Consider the following 19,215-nt stretch of genomic DNA (forward strand, 5'->3'; position numbering starts at 1 on the left):
GGCCCCCTTCGTCGTCCCTGCTGAGGATCAGTCGTGCGCGATGGCGCCCAGCACGTTGATCCGCGCGGCGCGCACCGCGGGCAGCACCGCGGCGACCACCCCGATGATCGCGGCCAGCCCGAGGAAGAGCCCCATCTGGCCCCAGGGCAGGACCAGGTCGGTGATGCCCTCGTCCTTGAGCGCCTCGACCACCGCCGCGCCGAGGCCGGTGCCGACCACCACGCCGAGCAGCGCGCCGAAGACCGAGATCACCACCGCCTCGACGGTGATCATCCGCATGGTCTGCGCCCGGCGCAGCCCGATCGCCCGCAGCAGGCCCAGCTCGCGGGTCCGCTCCAGCACCGACAGGGCCAGGGTGTTGATGATGCCCAGCACCGCGATCACGATGGCCAGCGCCAGCAGGATCTGGATCATCCGCAGCGGGGTGTCCAGCTGGCTGGTCTGCTGCTTGATGAAGGCGGCCCGGTCGGCCACCGACACCTCGGGGCTGTCGGCGAGCAGCGTCTCGACCTGCGGCTGGACGTCGGCGACCCGGGTGCCGGGGGCGAGCTGCAGGAAGCCCTGGATCGGCTGCGGGATGGCGAAGTCCCGCGCCGCCTGCGGCGGCAGCACCACCGGGTTGGTCAGCTGCGAGCTCTCGTAGATGCCGCTGACCGTGTACGTGCGGGCCTCGCCCCGGGACAGCTGGACGCTGACCGTCGAGCCGACCGACACGTTGCGGGACTTCGCGGTGTCCGAGCTGAACAGCATCTGATCCGGTGCCAGCCTGCTGATGTCACCGGCGGTGGCCTTCGCCCCGAAGATCCGCTCCAGCGCCGCGACGTTGCTCGACGCCGCCACCCAGGTGCGCTCGCCGTTGACCACGGCCATGTCGCCGTACTCGCCGTCGACCATCTGGACGCCCGGGATGGCGGCGGCCTTCTCCAGCACCGCCGGGTCGAAGCTCGGCGGGCGGGGACCGCCCTGCACCCCGGCGATCACCAGCTCGGCCTTGATCTGGTCCTCGGCCAGCGCGCTGATGCTGCCCTTGGCCGAGTCGAGGATCACCGTCACACCGGTGACCAGCGCGATGCCGACCATCAGCGCCGCCGCGGTGATCGCGGTGCGGCGCGGGTTACGACCCGAGTTGAGCCGGCCGAGCTTGCCCGGCACCGACCAGGCGAACAGCGCCCCGAGCAGGGACACCACCGGCCGGCTGATCAGCGGGGTCAGCAGCGCCACCCCGATGAAGGCGAACAGCACGCCGCCGAGGATGGTGGCCAGGGTGTTGTCCCCGGCGTTGCCGCTGAGCCCCAGGAAGAGCAGCGTGCCCCCGATCCCGGTGACGATCGCGCCGGCCACCGTCACCTTGGTCAGCGGGCGGTCCGGGGTGGCCACGTCCTGCATCGCCGCGATCGGCGGGATCCGCGACGCCCGCAGCGCCGGCAGCAGCGCCGCCACCACGGTGATCACCAGACCCACCGAGAACGCGCCGATCACCGCGGCCGCCGGCACGCCGATGCCGGCCAGCGCCAGCCCGCCCGCCAGCTTGCCGAACAGGTACGCCAGCAGCGCGCCGACACCGATGCCGGCGCCCAGGCCGAGTACGGAGGCGATCAGGCCCACCGCAATGGCCTCCAGCACCACCGAGCCGATGATCTGCCGACCGCTGGCCCCGATGGCCCGCATCAGGGCCAACTCCCGGGTGCGCTGCGCCACGATGATCGAGAAGGTGTTGAGGATGAGGAAGGTGCCGACCAGCAGCGCCACCGCGGCGAAGCCGAGCAGGATCTTGTTGAAGAAGGAGAGCCCCTCCTTCAGCCCCGCCGAGGCGTCGGCGGAGAGCTGCTCGCCGGTCTTGACCTCGTAGTCGCCGCCGACCGCGGCGGCGATGTCGTCGCGCAGCGCGGCCTCGCCGACCCCGTCGGCGGCCTTCACGCTGATGTTGGTGAACACGTCCGGCTCGCCGAGCATCAGCCGCTGCGCCACCGGGGTGGTGAAGGCGATCTCGTTGGCCCCGCCGAGGGAGTCCCGGTCACCGCTGTAACCGAAGACGCCCACCACGGTGAACTCCTTCTTCGGCTCCAGGGTCAGCACGCCGACCCGGTCGCCGACCTTCACCTTCGCGGCCTGCGCCAGCGCCCCGTTGACCACGATCTCGTCGTCGGCGCGCGGCTCGCGGCCCTCGCGCAGCTTGACCAGGTCGCTCTCACCCACCCAGTTCTCGCCGAGCTGCGGCGGACCGAACGAGGTGACCACCTTGCCGTTGCTGCCGATCAGGCGGGCGCCGTCCGCGGCGACGATCCCGGTGGCCTCGGCCACCCCGCCGACCGTGCGGACCTTCTCCAGCGTCGCGGCCGGCATCGCCGCGGGCACCTGCTCACCCTCGGTCTCGCTGAGGGCGATCTTCGGCTTGGCGGAGACGTTGACGTCGACACCCTCGTACGCGTCGGCGAAGACGGCGTCGAACGAGCGGCCGAGCGTGTCGGTCAGCACGAACGCGCCGGAGACGAACATGACGCCCAGCACCACGGCCAGGCCGGAGAGGATGAGGCGCACCTTGCGCGCCAGCAGGCTCTTCCACGTCGCGCGGAACATCAGCGCGCCACCTCGGCCGGCGTGTCGAGCTTCTTCATGGTGTCCAGCACGGTGTCGGCGGTCGGCTCGATCAGCTCCGAGACGACCTGCCCGTCGGCCAGGAAGATCACCCGGTCGGCGTACGCGGCGGCGGTCGGGTCGTGGGTCACCATCACGATGGTCTGGCCGTGCTGGCGTACCGAGTTGCGCAGGAAGTTCAGCACCTCCGCGCCGGAGCGGGAGTCGAGGTTGCCGGTCGGCTCGTCGGCGAAGATCACCTCGGGTCGGGCGACCAGCGCCCGGGCGCACGCCACCCGCTGCTGCTGACCGCCGGAGAGCTGCGCCGGGCGGTGCCCCAGCCGGTCCCGCAGGCCCACCGTGTCGATCACCGTGTCGTACCAGGCCTGCTCGGGCTTGCGGCCGGCGATGGAGAGCGGCAGCAGGATGTTCTCCTGGGCGGTCAGCGTCGGCAGCAGGTTGAACTGCTGGAAGATGAAACCGACCTTGTCCCGCCGCAGCTTCGTCAGGCCGGCGTCGCCGAGCCCGGTCACCGTCGTGTCGCCGATGTGCACCGTGCCCTTGGTGACCGAGTCCAGCCCCGCCAGGCAGTGCATCAGCGTGGACTTGCCCGAACCGGACGGGCCCATGATCGCCGTGAACCGGCCACGCTCGAACTCGGCGCTCACCCCCCGCAGCGCGGCGACCTGCGCCTCGCCGCTGCCGTACACCTTCCACACGTCGCTGGCCCTGGCCGCGGCCTGCGCCTGCCGGCCTACCGTCGCGGTCACGTCATCTACCTCTTCCGTCTGCTTGCGGTGTCCCCGCCGCCCCCGCTGGTCGGTGGGGCTGGTCCCATCCTCCGTGCCGTACCCGCCGGATCCGTCCGCCCAGGGGCGGACGCGGCGCGGATTTCCCGCTGCGGGTCGGCCCGGAGCCCGGCTCAGGGTTGCCCCTGAGCCGGCGCCGATCGAACGTGTTTCCACCCGCCGGGACGGCGGCGGAACCGACGCTAGGACCTGACGCCACGTCATGGTCAACCGCGCCGCGCCGTCTCTCGTCACGGTAGGTGACGACGGCAACAGCGCCGTCACCCCGCCGGCGACTCCTCGCGTACGCTCCGCGACGTAGCCGCCGGCCACCCGCCCGGGTGGGGCCGGCCATCGCGAGCGAAGCCGACGTCGGCAGCGGTGTTCGTGGTGGGGCGGGGCTGCCGCGGAGCCGGCATGTCGGCTCCTCGTGCGGTCCGGACGGCCGCACGTCCGGTTGCCACCGCGCAGCGGTCAGCGCCGCTCGCGGCGGGCGCGTCCCAGGGCGCCGGCCCGGCCCCACCGGCCGGGAATGCCGAGCAGCTCGATCCGGCCCATGCCCGGGGGCACGGCCGGCCTGGTCACCAGGTGGTCCCCACGGGGTTCCATGCCGAGCATGGTCCGCAGCAACAACAGGGGGGCGCCCGTGGACCACGCCTGCGGACTGCACGCCGTGGGGTACAGCACGGGATACCGGGTCAGCGTCCGGTCGTATCCGCCGAAGGCCTCCGGCGGCTTCCACCGCGGGTTGACCCGGGGCCCCGTCCCGTACCCGACGGCCAACAGTCCGCAGTCCGAAGCGACCGGAGCACCCCTGCTGCTGGTGCGCACGCTGCTCGGCCTCGAGCCGTACGGGGACGATCTGGTGGTCGAGCCGGCGCTGCCCGAGCGGTTCGGGCGCATCGAACTGCTCGACATCCCGGGGCGGTGGGGCCGGGTCGACGCCATCGGCAGCGTGGATCGGCGCGGCGAGGAGACGGACCGGCAGACCAGCCTGGCCACCTCGCCGCGCGAAGCCTGACGAGCGATCACCGTTGCGGGCGGACCAGGCCCGTCTCGTAGGCCAGCACCACCGCCTGGACCCGGTCGCGCAGCCCCAACTTGGTCAGCACGTGCCCGACGTGGGTCTTGATCGTGGTCTCGCTGACCGACAGCGCCGCGGCGATCTCGGCGTTGGACAGCCCGCGGGCCACCTGCACCAGCACCTCCCGCTCCCGTTCGGTGAGCGAGTTGAGCGCCTTCGGCGGGGTGGCCGCCGGGTCGGGCAGCACGTCGGCGAAGCGGTCCAGCAGCCGCCGGAGGATGCGAGGCGCGACCACCGCCTCCCCGGCGGCGACCGTGCGGATCGCGGTCACCAGGTCCTCCGCCGGCACGTCCTTGGCCAGGAAGCCGCTCGCCCCGGCGCGCAGCGCCCCCACCACGTACTCGTCCAGGTCGAACGTGGTGAGGATGAGCACCCGCACCGGCAGCCGGGCGTCGACGATGGCCCGGGTGGCCGCCACCCCGTCCATCCGGGGCATCCGGATGTCCATCAGCACCACGTCCGGCAGCAGCCGCCGGGACAGCTCCACCGCCTCCTGGCCGTCGCCGGCCTCGGCCACGATGTCCAGGTCCTCCTCGGTGCCCAGCACCATCCGGAAGCCGGTACGCAGCAGCGGCTGGTCGTCGGCGAGCAGGATCCGCACCGGCCGTGCCGCCGCCGTACCGTCGCTCATGAGCTCTCCCTGTCCTGCTGGTGGTGCGGTCGGTCGCCCGTGCGGTGGTGGCCCGGTCGCCCGCTCCGGCGCGGCCCGGCCGGCGGTGCCCGCCCGGCGCTCCCGGGTCACGCCGCGGCCCCGACCGAGTCCACCGGAATCCGCGCCGACACCCGGAAGCCGCCGCCCGGCCGTGGACCGGTCCGCAGGGTCCCACCGTAGAGGCCGACCCGCTCCCGCATGCCGACCAGGCCGTGCCCGATCCGGTCGGGTCCCGGTCCCGGCCCGCGCCCGGTGTCGGTGACCTCCACCGTCAGGCAGCCGTCGGCGACGGTGAGCCGCACCTGCGCGGTGGCCTCTCCGGCGTGCTTGAGCGCGTTGGTCAACGCCTCCTGCACGATCCGGTAGACCGTCAGTGACACGCCCTCCTCCACCGGCCCGGGCGTGCCCTCGACGTGCAGGGTCACCGGCAGGCCCGCCTCCCGTACCTGCTCGACCAGCGCCTCGATCCCCGCCAGGCCGGGCTGTGGGGTCAGGTCCGCCGCCGGCTCCGCGTCCGTGCGCAGCACGTCCAGCAGGCGGCGCATCTCGCGCAGGGTGACCCGGCTGGTGTCCTCGATGGTGGCGATGGCCTCGTCGGCGGCGTCCGGGTCGCGGCGCAGCACCCGGCGGGCCCCGGTGGCCAGCACCCCCATCACGCTCACGTGGTGGGCGACCACGTCGTGCAGCTCCCGGGCGATCCGGCGCCGCTCGTCCGCGACCGCCTGCTCGGCCAGGGAACGCTGGTTCTCCTCGGCCACCCGGGCCCGCTCCCGCAGCGCCCGCACCGACGTGCGCCGCGCCTGCACCGCCCGCCCCACCGCGTACGACAGCAGGGCGATGAGCAGGTTGTTGAGCAGCAGGTAGCCGGGGCTCACCGCCAGCACCCCCTCCGGCGGGGCGACCAGGTTGGCCACCCCCACCGGCACCCAGAGCAGCACCGCGGCCAGCACCGCCTGCCGCGCCGGCCGGCGCGCGGCCATCGTGTACGTCAGGACCATGAACGCCAGGCCCTGCGTGCCGGGCGCGAGCTTGAGCAGCACCGGCAGCATCAGGGTGGCCACGGCCAGACCCACCGCCGTCCACGGAGCGACCCGGCGCAACGCCACCGGGGCGGCCGCGAGCAGGCTCCACGCCAGCGCGCCCGGCATCCGCCCGGGCCAGAACTCCGGCGGGGTGAGCAGCAGGAAAGCGACCTCCAGCAGCACCAGGGCGGCGGCGAAGAGCGCGTCACCGGCGAGCGGTCGGCGCTGCCACCATCGCGCGGGTCCGTCGGTCATACCGCGACGCTAACCGCCGCCCGGCGCGCCAGGTCGTCGCCGACGGTGAACCCGCCGTCCTCCTCAGGGAGGAGACGGCCTCCGCCCGGGGGTGGTGCGGAGCTGGTCGGCGGCCGGTCACTGCCGGTATCGGGGCCGGCCGAACGGGGTGCCGAGCCGCCGATCACCGGTCGGCGCCGACGGGCGGTCGGGCCGGGTGTCGGGCGGCGCAGGGAAGGAAGGTCACTCGTCGGCGCCGGGGGCGGCCGGGCCGGAGCGGGCGTCGCGCAGCGGGTCGGCGGCCGCCGACCGGTCCGGGAACGGCGGCGGGGTGCCCCCGAAGGTCGGGCAGTGCGCCTGGTGGCTGCACCAGTCGCAGAGCCGGCTCGGCCGGGGCCGGAAATCCTGCCGCTCGGTGGCCTGCTCGATGGCCTGCCAGAGCGCCACCACCGTGCGCTCGAAGCGCAGCAGCTCCTCGGCGTCGGGGGAGTAGTCGCAGACCTCCGCGTCCTTGAGGTAGAGCAGGCGAAGCACCCGCGGCACCACCCCCCGGGTGCGCCACAGCACCAGCGCGTAGAACTTCAGCTGGAACAGCGCGCGCGCCTCGAACGCCTCCCGGGGCGCGCCGCCGGTCTTGTAGTCGACCACCCGCAGCGCGCCGTCCGGCGCGACGTCGAGGCGGTCCAGGTAGCCCCGGATGAGCAGCTGCTCGTCGACCACCGCCGAGATCAGGCTCTCCCGCTCGGCCGGCTCCAGCCGGCGCGGGTCCTCCACCGCGAAGTAGCCCTCCAGCAGCCCCGCCGCCGAGCGCAGGAACTCGGCGGTGCCCGCCTCGTCGCCCGGGTCGAACAGGCCGGCCAGCTCGGGCTGCTCGGTGACCAGCCGGTCCCACTGCGGGGCCACCAGACCACCGGCGGCGTCCGGCGTACGCCCGCCGGCCGGCAGGTCGAACAGCCGCTCCAGCACCGCGTGCACCAGGGTGCCCCGGGCCTGCTCCACCGTCGGGCGCTCGGGCAGCCGGTCGATGCTGCGGAACCGGTAGAGCAGCGGGCAGGTCTTGAAATCCGCCGCCCGCGACGGCGACAACGACGCCCGGATGGTGGCCGGCAGCGCCGCCGCCGGAGTGGCCTGCTCGTCGATCACCGGTTCCGCCGTCATGCCCCGAAGGTTAGGGCACCGGTGTGACAGGGCCGTGATCGGCGCACCGGAGCATGATCCGCGCGGCGTAGCATCGGGGCGGTGAAACCCCGCAGCCGAGCGCCACGCCGGTCCGGCCGACGCACCGGCCTGACCGTGGGCCGGGTCTTCGGGGTGCCGCTGCACGTCAACGTGTCGATGCTGCTGCTGACCCTGCTGATCACCGTGACGTACGCCGAGTTCGCCCGCGACCGGCTCGACCTCGACCCGCTCGGCGGCTACCTGATCGGCCTCGGCTTCGTCGTCTCGCTGCTCGGCTCGGTGCTGCTGCACGAGCTCGGCCACGCGCTGACCGCCCGCCGGTACGGCATCGGTGTGCGCGGGATCACCCTGGAACTGCTCGGCGGCTACACCGAGATGGAGTCCGACGCCCCCACCCCCCGGGTCGACCTGCTGGTCTCCCTGGCCGGTCCGGCGGTCTCCGCCGTGCTCGGCGCGATCGCCGTCGGCGTCACCATGGCCCTGCCCCCGCACACCCTGGCCCACCAGCTCGCGCTGCAGGTGGCGCTGAGCAACGTGATCGTCGCGCTGTTCAACATCCTGCCGGGGCTGCCGCTGGACGGCGGCCGGGCGCTGCGTGCCGCGGTCTGGGCGCTCACCCGGGACCGGCACCGGGCCACCGAGATCGCCGGCTGGGTGGGGCGCGCCGTCGCGGTCGGCACGGCGGTGCTGGTGGTGCTGCTGACCGTCCAGCGGCTGCTGATACCGCTGGCCCTGCCGCTGATGCTGCTGGTCGCCGTCACCCTCTGGCGCGGCGCCGGCCAGTCGATCCGGTACGCCCGGATCAGCCGCCGGGTCCCGCTGATCGACCTGGCCCGGCTGGCCCGGCCGGTCTTCGGCGTGCCCACCGGCACCCCGCTGGCCGAGGCGCAGCGCCGGCACGCCGCGCAGGCGCCGGCCGGGGCGGCGGTCACCGTGGTCGACGGCACCGGCCGGCCGGTCGCCCTGGTGGACCCGGCCGCGGCGGACGCCGTACCCCCGGAACGCCGGCCCTGGGTGGCGGTGGACGCGGTGGCCCGGCCGCTGGACCGGCTGCCCGCGCTGCCGGCCGGGGTGGCCGGCGACCGGGTGATGGAGACGGTGCAGCGCCACCCGGCCGCACAGTACGTGGTGACGGCAGGCGAAGATGTGGTCGGCGTTCTGCACATCGGGGATCTCGCCCAGGTCCTCGAACCCACACGGAAGATGAACAGGTGACCGCAGCACATCCCCCCGCCCTCCCGGCCGAGAACGGCACACCGGCGCCCGTCGCCGTCGGAGACCTGCCCCCGGTGCACCGGGGGCCGTTCCGCCCCGGCGACCGGGTCCAGCTGACCGACCCGAAGGGGCGGATGCACACGGTCGTCCTGGAGCCCGGCAAGGCGTTCCACACCCACCGCGGCATCCTGGAGCACGACGCGCTGATCGGGCAGCCCGACGGCAGCGTGGTGACCACCTCCGGCGGCGGCACCGCGTTCCTCGCGCTGCGCCCGCTGCTGTCGGACTACGTGCTGTCGATGCCGCGCGGCGCGCAGGTGATCTACCCGAAGGACTCGGCGCAGATCGTCGCGATGGGCGACATCTTCCCCGGCGCGAAGGTGCTGGAGGCGGGCGCCGGCTCCGGGGCGCTGACCTGTTCGCTGCTGCGCGCCGTCGGCACCGGCGGCGAACTGCACTCGTACGAGCTGCGCGACGACTTCGCCCAGATCGCCCGGCGCAACGTCGAGTCCTTCTTCGGCGCCCCGCACCCGGCCTGGAAGCTGCACGTCGGCGACGTCGCCGACTGCCCGGAGACCGGTTTCGACCGGATCATCCTGGACATGCTCACCCCGTGGGAGACCCTCGACATGGTCGAGCGGGCGCTGCTGCCCGGCGGCGTGTTCATCGGCTACGTCGCCACCACCCCGCAGCTGTCCGAGCTGGTGGAGGCGCTGCGCGAGCGCGGCGGCTGGACCGAGCCGCGGGCCTGGGAGTCGCTGGTGCGCGACTGGCACGCCGAGGGGCTGGCCGTCCGCCCGGACCACCGGATGATCGCGCACACCGCGTTCCTGGTCTCCGCGCGTAAGCTCGCCCCGGGCGTCACCGCCCCGCCGCGGCGTCGCAAGCCCAGCAAGGGCGCCGAGGCGTACGCCGAGCGCAAGCAGGCGCTGCGCGAGGCGGCCGCGGCCCGACAGGCGGCGGCCGCCCAGGCCGCCGGGGTGGAACCGGCCGCGACGGGCGAGGCGGACGCGTCGTGACGGCGGAGCGGGGCGGCTGGGAGTGAGCGGGCGGATTCCGCCGGCCGGTGCGGGTCGGCGGCGCGACCTGGGGGAGGTGGCATGAGTCGGCCGGGCTTCGGCGGTGGGGATCTGCCGGCGGTGTTCCCGGACTGGTCGCCCTACCAGGACCTCGAATCGGCGGCGCGGGCCTACCTTCGGGACCCGGACATCGCCCTGGAGGCGCTCGGTGGGGTGCTGCGCGGTGCGTCCGTGCTCGGCTTCACCCTGGAACGCTTCGTCAACGAGGTCAACGGGGTGTGGCAGGAGGTCGTCGTCTGCGACGGCAGCCGCCTGGTGCTCTGGCACGGCGAGGACGTGCCGCCGGGGGAGGGGCCGCCCGGGTCGATGACCTCGTCGCTGCGGGTGGTGCCGGTCTCCACCGTCACCGAGGTCGGCTGCCGGCGGCGGCTGACCCGCGCCGACAGCGGCGAGGTCCGGGTCGACAGCATCGACGTGTACCTGCTGCTGACCTCGCTGGACGAGGCGCCGCCCGGCGACGAGATCGCCGGCGCGCCCCGGCACGACGCGCTGCGCTTCGGCAAGACGCTCGACGACGGCGGCGCCGGCCAGATCGCCCGGCTGGAGGAGTTCGCCCGGCTGGTCGCCTCCGTGGTGGGCCGTCCGGTGCTCTGAGGGCCCGACCGACGCACGCGGGGCCGCGGACGACGATGTCGTCCGCGGCCCCGCAACGTCTGTGCCCGCTCGGGCCGGGTCAGTCCTCCTCGGCCTCCGGGCCGGCCACCTCGACGCCGTCGCTGCCGCGCACGACGTGGATGCAGTCGCCCGGGCACTCCTTCGCCGAGTCGATCACCTCCAGGCGCAGGTGCTCCGGCACGTCCACCCGGCTGCCCGGGGCCAGTCGCAGCTCGCCGTCGGGGCCCTTGACGTACGCCAGGCCGTCGACGTCGAACTCGAAGACCTCCGGCGCGTACTGCACGCAGAGCCCGTCGCCCGTGCAGAGATCCTGGTCCACCCAGACCTGAAGCTGGTCCGTCACGACCTCCGCCACGATGCACCCCCCATGTTCTCCCGTCCCACGCCCCGACGGTACCCGAACGCCCGTACCCGCCCCGGAGGCGACCCTTGGCGATCAAGGTTCGGTGACGAGGGTGTTGCGTAGGACCGAATCGCGCTCATAGCGGCTAGTGTTAGGGCAGAACGTTCAAGCCCCCCGGGGAGGTGGGACGTGGCACGCAGCGACGACGCGGACTCGCGCGCCGCACGGTGGGAGAAGGAAGCCCACGATCTCTCCACGCAGGTCGCGTTCCTGCAAGAGGAACTCGCTCTGGTGCGGCGCAAGTTGACCGAAAGCCCCCGACACGTCCGGCAGCTCGAAGAGCGGCTGGCGGCCACCCAGGCACAGTTGGCGCGGCTGACCGAGAACAACGACCGGCTCGTGAGCACCCTCAAGGAGGCTCGCGCGCAGATCGTGACGCTCAAGGAGGAGATCGACCGGCTCGCGCAGCCACCGAGTGGCTACGGTGTCTTCCTCGCGCGGCACGAAGACGGCACGGTGGACATCTTCACCGGCGGACGCAAGCTCCGGGTCGCCGTCTCGCCCTCGCTGGACGCCGCCGAGCTGCGGCGTGGCCAGGAGGTCCTGCTCAACGACGCGCTCAACATCGTCGACGCCTTCGGCTACGAGCGGGTCGGCGAGGTGGTGATGCTCAAGGAGATCCTCACGGGTCCCGACGGCAGCACCGGCGACCGCGCGCTGGTGGTCTCGCACTCCGACGAGGAGCGCATCGTGCACCTCGCGGAGACCCTGATCGGCTCGCCGATCCGGGCCGGCGACTCGCTCATGATCGAACCCCGCTCGGCGTACGCGTACGAGCGGATCCCGAAGAGCGAGGTCGAGGAGCTCGTCCTGGAGGAGGTGCCCGACGTCGACTACGGCGACATCGGTGGCCTCCAGTCGCAGATCGAGCAGATCCGCGACGCGGTGGAGCTGCCCTTCCTGCACGCCGACCTGTTCCGCGAGCACCAGCTCCGGCCGCCGAAGGGCATCCTGCTCTACGGGCCGCCCGGCTGCGGCAAGACGCTGATCGCCAAGGCGGTGGCCAACTCGCTGGCCAAGAAGATCGCCGAGCGCCGGGGTGAGGAGAAGCACACCAGCTTCTTCCTCAACATCAAGGGCCCCGAGCTGCTCAACAAGTACGTCGGCGAGACCGAGCGGCACATCCGGCTGATCTTCCAGCGGGCCCGGGAGAAGGCCGGCGAGGGCACCCCCGTCATCGTCTTCTTCGACGAGATGGACTCCGTCTTCCGCACCCGTGGCTCCGGCGTCTCCTCCGACGTCGAGAACACCATCGTCCCGCAGCTGCTCAGCGAGATCGACGGTGTGGAGGGGCTGGAGAACGTCATCGTGATCGGCGCCTCCAACCGGGAGGACATGATCGACCCGGCCATCCTGCGCCCCGGCCGGCTCGACGTGAAGATCAAGATCGAGCGTCCGGACGCCGAGGCGGCCAAGGACATCTTCTCCAAGTACATCCTCTCCGGGCTGCCCCTGCACCCGGACGACCTCGCCGAGCACGGCGGTGACCCGCAGGCCACCGTGGCAGCGATGATCGACGCGGTCGTGCTCCGGATGTACTCCGAGACCGAGGAGAACCGCTTCCTCGAGGTGACCTACGCCAACGGCGACAAGGAGGTCCTCTACTTCAAGGACTTCAACTCCGGCGCCATGATCCAGAACATCGTCGACCGCGGCAAGAAGATGGCGATCAAGGAGTTCCTCACCTCCGGGCGCAAGGGCCTGCGCCTGCAGCACCTGCTCGACGCCTGCGTCGACGAGTTCCGCGAGAACGAGGACCTGCCCAACACCACCAACCCGGACGACTGGGCCCGGATCTCCGGCAAGAAGGGCGAGCGGATCGTCTACATCCGCACGCTCGTCTCCGGCGGCAAGGGCGCCGAGGCCGGCCGGTCCATCGAGACCGCCAGCAACACCGGCCAGTACCTCTGACCGGACGACGAGGAAGCCCCGCGGCGCCCGCGCCGCGGGGCTTCCTCGCATGTCACGACACGTTCACCTGGGCGATGCGTCCCCACGGAGGGGAATGCCGGACTCGTCGGTAGACTTCGCACACCGCCGTCGACCGTCCGAGGAGCTTCGTGTCGTCCGAGGTCACCGTCGTCGAGCCGCCCACCACGGCGGTCGAGGACGCGCACCCGCCCGCCCCGACCCGGCGCCCCTGGCGACGGGTCCCGGTCGTGCTCGCGGCGCTCGTGGCGGCCTGGGCCGTACCCGCCGCCACGCACGCCCTGCACGGCGACTGGCTGCTGCCGCCGCTCGTACTGCTCGCCACCGCCAGCGTGCTGCGCGGCGGCCGTACCCTGCTCGACCGGCTGGTGCTCGCGCTCGCCCTGCTGCTCGGTGCGGCCACCGCCGGCGGACTGCTCTTCGCCGTCTGGCCCTGGGGCATGCGGCCCGTGCCGCTGACCGGCCTCGCCCTCACCGTGGTCGTCCTCGGCGCCGCCGGGCTGCGCCGACGCCCCCGCCTGCCGCGCCCCGGCCGGGTCGACCTGTTCCCCGTCGCCGGCACCGCCGCGATGCTCACGTACCTCTCCGCGCCCTGGCAGCGCGCCACCGACCTCGCCGACCAGCTGACCATCCTCGCCCGCGGCGAGGACAACTGGCGGCACCTGGCCCTCTTCGACGTCGTCGGCCGCCTCGGCGGCTACGCCTTCGTCGACCCCGCCGCCGCCAAGGACCAGATCCTCTCCCAACTGCTCTACTACCCGCAGGGCTGGCACCTGGTCACCGCCCTGCTCGACGGCTTCCTCACCCCCGTCGGCGCCGCGCCCCGCGGCCCCGCCGCCGTCGACCACTACGCCGGCTGGCTGATGGCCAGCTTCGGACTCCTCGTGCTGGTGCTGCTCTGGGCCGCGCACCGCATCGCCGGACCCGTCCACCCGATGCACCGCATCGTGCTCACCGTCGTCGTCGGCGCCCTGATCCTCGGCACCCAACTGCCCCGCCTGATCGTCTCCGGCTACCCGACCGAGATCCTCGGGCTCGCCCTCACCGTGCTGCTCGCCGCGCTGGTCGGCCGGCCGCTCGCCAACACCCGCGAACAGGTCGTCCTGCTCGCCGCGCTGCTCGTCGCCATCGGCTTCACCTACTACCTGTTCCTCCCGCCCGCCGCCGTGCTGGTGCTCTGCTGGGTGCTCGGCCACCGGCGGGAGGCGCTGCGCCGCTGGCCCACCGTGCTCGCCGTCGGCCTCCTCACCGCCCCCCTCGCCCTGGTCGCCCCGCTGCTCGGCGTGCTGCGCGCCAAGCAGACCGAGGCGCTGGCCGTCAACGGCGGCATCGAGGCCCGCACCGAAGCCTGGCGCGCCCTCATCTGGCTCGGCGGCATCGTCGGGGTGGCCCTGCTCGTCCAGGTCCGCCGCGCCGATCCCACCTGGCGGCGCTGGCTGCTCGTCGCCGCCATCGGCGTCGCCCTGCCGTTGGGCATCGCCCAGTACAACACCACCTCCGGCGTCGAGCCCGGCTACTACTTCATCAAGTCCACCCACCTGGCCACCGCGCTGCTCGTCGTCGGCGCCGCCGCCGTGGTCCGGCTGCTGCCCGTACCCCGGCCCGGCCGGTCGCCGCGCGGCGTCGCGACCACCGTCGCCGGCGTCGTCGTCATGGCCATCGCCGTGACGCTCTGCGGCGTCACCGGCTGGCACCCCAGCCTGCTCATCGCCAACGAGCGGACCTGGACGCAACGGTGGGTGCACCAGGACCTGCACCTGCCGTCCAAAGAGGCGTGGGTCTGCGCCGCCGCCGTGCAGCGCTACCCCGACCTGCCCGACACCACCACCATCGTCCTCGACCGCGGCCCCTACCGGGGCTACGTCGAGACCCTCTGCGTCGACGCCCTGCACGGCACCACCGCGCGCACCGAACCCGGCGTATACAACCTGGACTTCCTCGAACCCGAACGCACCGACCAGATCGTCCGGCGGGTCTCCGGGCCGATCCGCTTCATCACCGCCGACCCCCGCGCCGAACGCCGGATCCAGCGGCTGATCAGGACGGACCCGTCACTGCGGCACCGGGTCAGCTTCGTCTCCCTCACCGTTCCCGAGTGCGACGTGCTCCCCTCCGAGCCGCCCCCCGTGCCCGGCGCCCCGCCCGCGACACCCGCGCCGCCTGTGCCGGCGTGCCCCTCTACGCCCTGAGGCGGACTACGCTCGACGTGACGGGGGACCGGGTCGGGCGAGCGAAGCGGGTAGGTCGATGAGCGTAAGACGGATCATGGGCACCGAGGTCGAGTACGGGATCTCCGTGCCCGGCCAGGCCGGAGCCAACCCGATGGTCACCTCCTCCCAGGTGGTCAACGCCTACGGAGCGCGCCCCGAACTCAACCGGGGCGGCCGGGCCCGGTGGGACTACGAGGAGGAGTCGCCACTGCGCGACGCCCGCGGCTTCACCTACTCCGGAGCCGCGTACGACCCCGCCGAGGCGCTCGCCGACGAGGACCTCGGCCTGGCCAACGTGATACTCACCAACGGCGCGCGGCTCTACGTCGACCACGCCCACCCCGAGTACTCCACCCCCGAGGTGACCAACCCGCTGGACCTGGTGCGCTGGGACAAGGCGGGGGAGCGGGTGATGGCCGAGGCCGCCCGCCGCGCCGCCACCATCCCGGGCACCCACCCGATCCACCTCTACAAGAACAACACCGACAACAAGGGCGCCAGCTACGGCGCGCACGAGAACTACCTCATGCGCCGGCAGACCCCGTTCGCCGACATCGTGGCGTACCTGACGCCGTTCTTCGTCACCCGGCAGATCGTCTGCGGCGCCGGCCGCGTCGGCATCGGTCAGGACGGCGGCCAGAGCGGTTTCCAGATCTCCCAGCGGGCCGACTTCTTCGAGGTCGAGGTCGGCCTGGAGACCACCCTCAAGCGGCCCATCATCAACACCCGGGACGAGCCGCACGCCGACGCGGACAAGTACCGACGGCTGCACGTCATCATCGGCGACGCCAACCTCTCGGAGATCTCCACCTACCTCAAGCTCGGCACCACCGCGCTGATCCTCACCATGATCGAGGAGAAGGCGCTCGGGTCCGACCTGGGCATCGCCGACCCGGTGAGCGAACTGCGCGCGGTCAGCCACGACCCGTCGCTGAAGCACCTCATGCGGATGCGCGACGGCCGCCGGCTGACCGCCCTCGACGTCCAGTGGGCCTACCTGGAGCGGGTCCGGTCCTTTGTCGACGACCGGTACGGCGACGACGTCGACGAGCAGACCACGGACGTGCTGGACCGGTGGGAGAGCGTGCTGGACCGGCTCGGCCGCGACGCGTTCCTCTGCGCCGACGAGCTGGACTGGGTGGCCAAGCTGCGGCTGCTGGAGGGCTACCGGGAGCGGGAGAAGCTCGGCTGGGGCTCGCACAAGCTCCAGCTGGTCGACCTGCAGTACTCCGACGTGCGCCCGGAGAAGGGCCTCTACCACCGGCTGGTGTCCCGCGGGTCGATGAAGACGCTGCTCGACGACGAGCAGACCCGCACCGCGATGGTCCAGCCGCCGGAGGACACCCGCGCCTACTTCCGGGGCCGCTGCCTGGCCCAGTACGCCTCCGAGGTGGTGGCCGCCAGCTGGGACTCGGTGATCTTCGACGTCGGCCGGGAATCGCTGGTCCGGGTACCGATGATGGAGCCGGAACGGGGCACCCGCGCGCACGTCGGCGCGCTGTTCGACCGGTGCGCGAGCGCCAAGGACCTGCTGGAGACGCTCACCGGCGGCTGACCGGCCGCCGACGTACGCCCGTCGGGTGCCGCGAGCCGGCGCGCGGCGGGCTTTTCGTCGCTCAGGCGAGGTAAGTTCATCGCAGACGATCGTGGAGGAGGCAGCCATGGCCACTCGTGACAGCGGCGGGCAGTCGCAGTCGGGCAAGGCCCGTCAGGGCGAGGAGATCGAGGACGTCACCACCGAGGCGAACCCGGAGGTCGCCGAGCGGCACGCCGAGATCACCGAGGACGTCGACGACCTGCTCGACGAGATCGACTCCGTCCTCGAGGAGAACGCAGAAGAGTTCGTGAGGGGCTATGTACAGAAAGGGGGCCAGTGAGGGATATGTCCGATTTGCCCTCGGACAAGGTGTGTCCGCAGTGCAAGCGGGCACTTCCCCTCACTGAGTTCCACCGCGACCGCCGACGGGTGGACGGGTTGGCCTTCTACTGCAAGGCCTGCGCGGCCGCCCGGTCGGAGGCGAGCCGTCGCAGGCGCGGCATCGCCCCGCAGAAGAGGTCTCCCGTGCCGGTCGCCGAGGGTCTCAAATGGTGCCCGGACTGCGAGCAGATCAAGCCGGTGGAGGACTTTCCCAGCACCACCAAGGCCAGCGGCCGGCACAGCTACTGCAAACCCTGCCATAATGCGCGGGGCAAGGAGACCCGGCAACGGCTCTACGGCGGCAGTCGCGAGTACCACCTGCGCCGCCGCTACGGCGCGGGGCAAGAGGAGTTTGACGAGCTCCTGGCCGAGCAGGGCGGCGTCTGCGCGATCTGCGGCGGCGAAGATCCGCAACACCTGGACCACGATCATCGCACCGGATGGGTGCGCGGGATACTCTGCTTCAACTGCAACGGTGGTCTTGGCCAGTTCCGTGACAGTCCCACGAGGCTGGCCAGGGCGATCACGTACCTGAGAGGAACCACGTGGCAGCGGGCTTTGATCCATCCGGGCGTCTACCAGATGTGTTCACCAACGCGGGGACGTCCTCCTTCACCTCGTTCCTGAGCAGGGTGGCCCCCGAGATGCTGCCCGGCCGACGGCCGCTGCCGCCGGGCATGGCCGCCGACCTGGCGCCGCACGCGACGACCATCGTGGCCATCTCGGCCACCGGTGGCGTGGTGATGGCCGGCGACCGGCGGGCCACCATGGGCAACCTGATCGCCCAGCGCGACATCGAGAAGGTGCACCCGGCCGACGCGTACTCGCTGGTCGGCATCGCGGGCACGGCCGGCATCGGCATCGAGCTGATGCGACTGTTCCAGGTGGAGCTGGAGCACTACGAGAAGATCGAGGGCGCGATGCTCTCGCTCGACGGCAAGGCCAACCGGCTCGCCTCGATGATCCGCGGCAACCTGGGCGCGGCCATGCAGGGGCTCGCGGTCGTGCCGCTCTTCGCCGGCTTCGACCTGGCCGCGAAGGACCCGGCGACGGCCGGTCGGATCTTCAGCTTCGACGTCACCGGCGGCCCCTACGGGGAGACCGGCTACGACGCGATCGGCTCGGGCTCGCTCTTCGCCAAGTCCGCCCTGAAGAAGCGCTTCCGCCCCGGGATCTCCCTGGACGACGCGGTCCGGCTCGCCGTCGAGGCGCTCTACGACGCCGCGGACGACGACACCGCCACCGGCGGCCCGGACCTGACCCGGCGGATCTACCCGGTGGTGATGACGGCGACGGCCGATGGCACCCACCGGCTCACCGACGCGGAGACGGCGGCGATCGCCGAGGCGGTCGTGGCCGCGCGGATGGAGAACCCGGGCGGCTGAGGCCCGCTCCCACCTCACAGTCAGCAGTCGTCAGCACAGCGCCCGAAGGAGAACCGCCGCCGTGGCCATGCAGTTCTACGCCTCGCCCGAGCAGATCATGCGCGACCGCTCCGAGCTGGCCCGTAAGGGCGTCGCCCGGGGTCGCAGCGCGGTGGTCCTGAGCTATGCGGGTGGGGTGCTCTTCGTCGCGGAGAACCTCTCCAGCGCCCTGCACAAGGTCAGCGAGATCTACGACCGGATCGGCTTCGCCGCGGTCGGCCGTTACAACGAGTTCGAGAACCTGCGCCGGGCCGGGGTGCGGATGGCCGACCTGAACGGTCTGAGCTACGACCGGCGTGACGTCACCGGCCGGGCGCTGGCGAACGCGTTCGCGCAGACGCTGGGCTCGATCTTCACCGAGCAGTCCAAGCCGTTCGAGGTGGAGATCTGCGTGGCGCAGGTGGGTGCCACCGCCGAGGACGACGAGCTGTACCGGATCACCTACGACGGTTCGGTCAACGACGAGCCGGGCCGGATGGCCATGGGCGGTCAGGCCGAGGCAATCACCGGGGTGCTCAAGGCGCAGCACCGGCCGGAGATGACGCTGAGCGAGGCGGTGCGGGTGGCCGTGCAGGCGCTCAGCAGCGTCGGCGGTGAGGGTGGGGCCGCCCGGACGATCGCCGCCAACCAGCTGGAGGTGGCGGTCCTGGACCGGCGCCGGGTGGGGCGTACCTTCCGGCGGGTCACCGGGGCGGCGCTGACCGCGCTGCTCGACGGGGACGCGGCGGGTGACGCCGCGCCGGCCGGCGGCCGGGCGAAGACGCCGACGGTGCCGACGGAGGAGGCGCACAAGCCGACCACCTCGGCCGCCTCGGCGGACCTGGAGGGTCAGCCGGAGGAGACGCCGGAGGCGTAGCGATACCTGGTTCGCGGGGGCCGGGGAGTTCCC

General features: G+C 72.7%; 17 protein-coding genes and 1 pseudogene. 11 read left to right on the forward strand and 7 right to left on the reverse strand.

The genetic code is table 11. From position 1 onward, the window contains the following. Nucleotides 1–27: 27 nt before the first annotated feature. From ACTMS9_RS24690 to ACTMS9_RS24700, 3 genes and pseudogenes are all read right to left on the reverse strand, one after another. Nucleotides 28–2,577, reverse strand: a complete 2,550-nt coding sequence (locus tag ACTMS9_RS24690) for an ABC transporter permease (protein ID WP_441148139.1) — start codon at nt 2,575–2,577, stop codon at nt 28–30. Beyond that, nucleotides 2,577–3,344 carry an ABC transporter ATP-binding protein gene (locus tag ACTMS9_RS24695; RefSeq protein WP_441148138.1) on the reverse strand — a complete coding sequence of 256 codons (768 nt, stop codon included), beginning with the start codon at nt 3,342–3,344 and terminating at the stop codon, nt 2,577–2,579. The genes ACTMS9_RS24690 and ACTMS9_RS24695 overlap by 1 nt, the downstream gene beginning before the upstream one ends. A gap of 492 nt (nt 3,345–3,836) precedes the next feature. Then, nucleotides 3,837–4,094, reverse strand: a pseudogene (locus ACTMS9_RS24700) (glycogen debranching N-terminal domain-containing protein); the annotation flags it as partial. Here ACTMS9_RS24700 and ACTMS9_RS24705 point away from each other — a divergent pair. Continuing rightward, nucleotides 3,979–4,383, forward strand: a complete 405-nt coding sequence (locus ACTMS9_RS24705) for a hypothetical protein (RefSeq protein ID WP_441166156.1) — start codon at nt 3,979–3,981, stop codon at nt 4,381–4,383. The pseudogene ACTMS9_RS24700 and the gene ACTMS9_RS24705 sit on opposite strands and share 116 nt — an antisense overlap. 7 nt (nt 4,384–4,390) lie before the next feature. Here the strand turns inward: ACTMS9_RS24705 and ACTMS9_RS24710 are convergent, their stop codons facing one another. The 3 genes from ACTMS9_RS24710 to ACTMS9_RS24720 all read right to left on the reverse strand — a co-directional run bounded on the left by ACTMS9_RS24710 (nt 4,391) and on the right by ACTMS9_RS24720 (nt 7,512). Then, on the reverse strand, nt 4,391–5,077 hold the full coding sequence (locus tag ACTMS9_RS24710; RefSeq protein WP_441149404.1) for a response regulator: 687 nt from the start codon (nt 5,075–5,077) through the stop codon (nt 4,391–4,393). Nucleotides 5,078–5,184: 107 nt separating this feature from the next. After that, entirely contained in the window at nt 5,185–6,375 is a 1,191-nt protein-coding gene (locus tag ACTMS9_RS24715; RefSeq protein WP_441149403.1) for a sensor histidine kinase, read from the reverse strand. 222 nt (nt 6,376–6,597) lie between these two features. After that, nucleotides 6,598–7,512: a RecB family exonuclease gene (locus tag ACTMS9_RS24720; protein WP_357619223.1), complete on the reverse strand. Its 915-nt coding sequence runs from the start codon at nt 7,510–7,512 to the stop codon at nt 6,598–6,600. Nucleotides 7,513–7,593: 81 nt separating this feature from the next. On the opposite strand from ACTMS9_RS24720, the gene ACTMS9_RS24725 reads away from it, so the two are divergent. The 3 genes from ACTMS9_RS24725 to ACTMS9_RS24735 all read left to right on the forward strand — a co-directional run bounded on the left by ACTMS9_RS24725 (nt 7,594) and on the right by ACTMS9_RS24735 (nt 10,421). Then, on the forward strand, nt 7,594–8,748 hold the full coding sequence (locus ACTMS9_RS24725) for a site-2 protease family protein (protein WP_441166135.1): 1,155 nt from the start codon (nt 7,594–7,596) through the stop codon (nt 8,746–8,748). Nucleotides 8,749–8,813: 65 nt separating this feature from the next. Continuing rightward, nucleotides 8,814–9,767, forward strand: coding sequence for a tRNA (adenine-N1)-methyltransferase (locus tag ACTMS9_RS24730; RefSeq protein WP_247657956.1), 954 nt, complete (start codon nt 8,814–8,816; stop codon nt 9,765–9,767). A gap of 81 nt (nt 9,768–9,848) precedes the next feature. After that, nucleotides 9,849–10,421, forward strand: a complete 573-nt coding sequence (locus ACTMS9_RS24735) for a hypothetical protein (RefSeq protein WP_210776257.1) — start codon at nt 9,849–9,851, stop codon at nt 10,419–10,421. Nucleotides 10,422–10,500: 79 nt separating this feature from the next. Here ACTMS9_RS24735 and ACTMS9_RS24740 read toward each other — a convergent pair whose 3' ends face one another. Beyond that, nucleotides 10,501–10,797: a ferredoxin gene (locus ACTMS9_RS24740; protein ID WP_154937337.1), complete on the reverse strand. Its 297-nt coding sequence runs from the start codon at nt 10,795–10,797 to the stop codon at nt 10,501–10,503. 177 nt (nt 10,798–10,974) lie between these two features. Here ACTMS9_RS24740 and arc point away from each other — a divergent pair, with 177 nt between their 5' ends. From arc to prcA, 7 genes are all read left to right on the forward strand, one after another. Then, complete coding sequence (gene arc, locus ACTMS9_RS24745; RefSeq protein ID WP_441149400.1) at nt 10,975–12,756, forward strand: proteasome ATPase; 1,782 nt, start codon at nt 10,975–10,977, stop codon at nt 12,754–12,756. Between the two features lie 149 nt (nt 12,757–12,905). Then, entirely contained in the window at nt 12,906–14,963 is a 2,058-nt protein-coding gene (locus tag ACTMS9_RS24750; protein WP_441149399.1) for a hypothetical protein, read from the forward strand. A gap of 58 nt (nt 14,964–15,021) precedes the next feature. Then, nucleotides 15,022–16,539, forward strand: coding sequence for a depupylase/deamidase Dop (gene dop / locus ACTMS9_RS24755; RefSeq protein ID WP_441149398.1), 1,518 nt, complete (start codon nt 15,022–15,024; stop codon nt 16,537–16,539). Nucleotides 16,540–16,645: 106 nt separating this feature from the next. Next, nucleotides 16,646–16,861, forward strand: coding sequence for a ubiquitin-like protein Pup (locus ACTMS9_RS24760; RefSeq protein WP_074477166.1), 216 nt, complete (start codon nt 16,646–16,648; stop codon nt 16,859–16,861). Nucleotides 16,862–17,046: 185 nt separating this feature from the next. Continuing rightward, nucleotides 17,047–17,529 carry an endonuclease VII domain-containing protein gene (locus ACTMS9_RS24765; protein WP_441166136.1) on the forward strand — a complete coding sequence of 161 codons (483 nt, stop codon included), beginning with the start codon at nt 17,047–17,049 and terminating at the stop codon, nt 17,527–17,529. Further along, nucleotides 17,448–18,287: a proteasome subunit beta gene (gene prcB / locus ACTMS9_RS24770; protein ID WP_441149397.1), complete on the forward strand. Its 840-nt coding sequence runs from the start codon at nt 17,448–17,450 to the stop codon at nt 18,285–18,287. The genes ACTMS9_RS24765 and prcB overlap by 82 nt, the downstream gene beginning before the upstream one ends. A gap of 61 nt (nt 18,288–18,348) precedes the next feature. Beyond that, complete coding sequence (gene prcA / locus ACTMS9_RS24775; protein ID WP_441149395.1) at nt 18,349–19,182, forward strand: proteasome subunit alpha; 834 nt, start codon at nt 18,349–18,351, stop codon at nt 19,180–19,182. The last annotated feature ends 33 nt before the right edge of the window (nt 19,183–19,215 follow it).

The organism is Micromonospora sp. L31, from assembly GCF_052068075.1.
Lineage (GTDB): Bacteria > Actinomycetota > Actinomycetes > Mycobacteriales > Micromonosporaceae > Micromonospora > Micromonospora purpureochromogenes.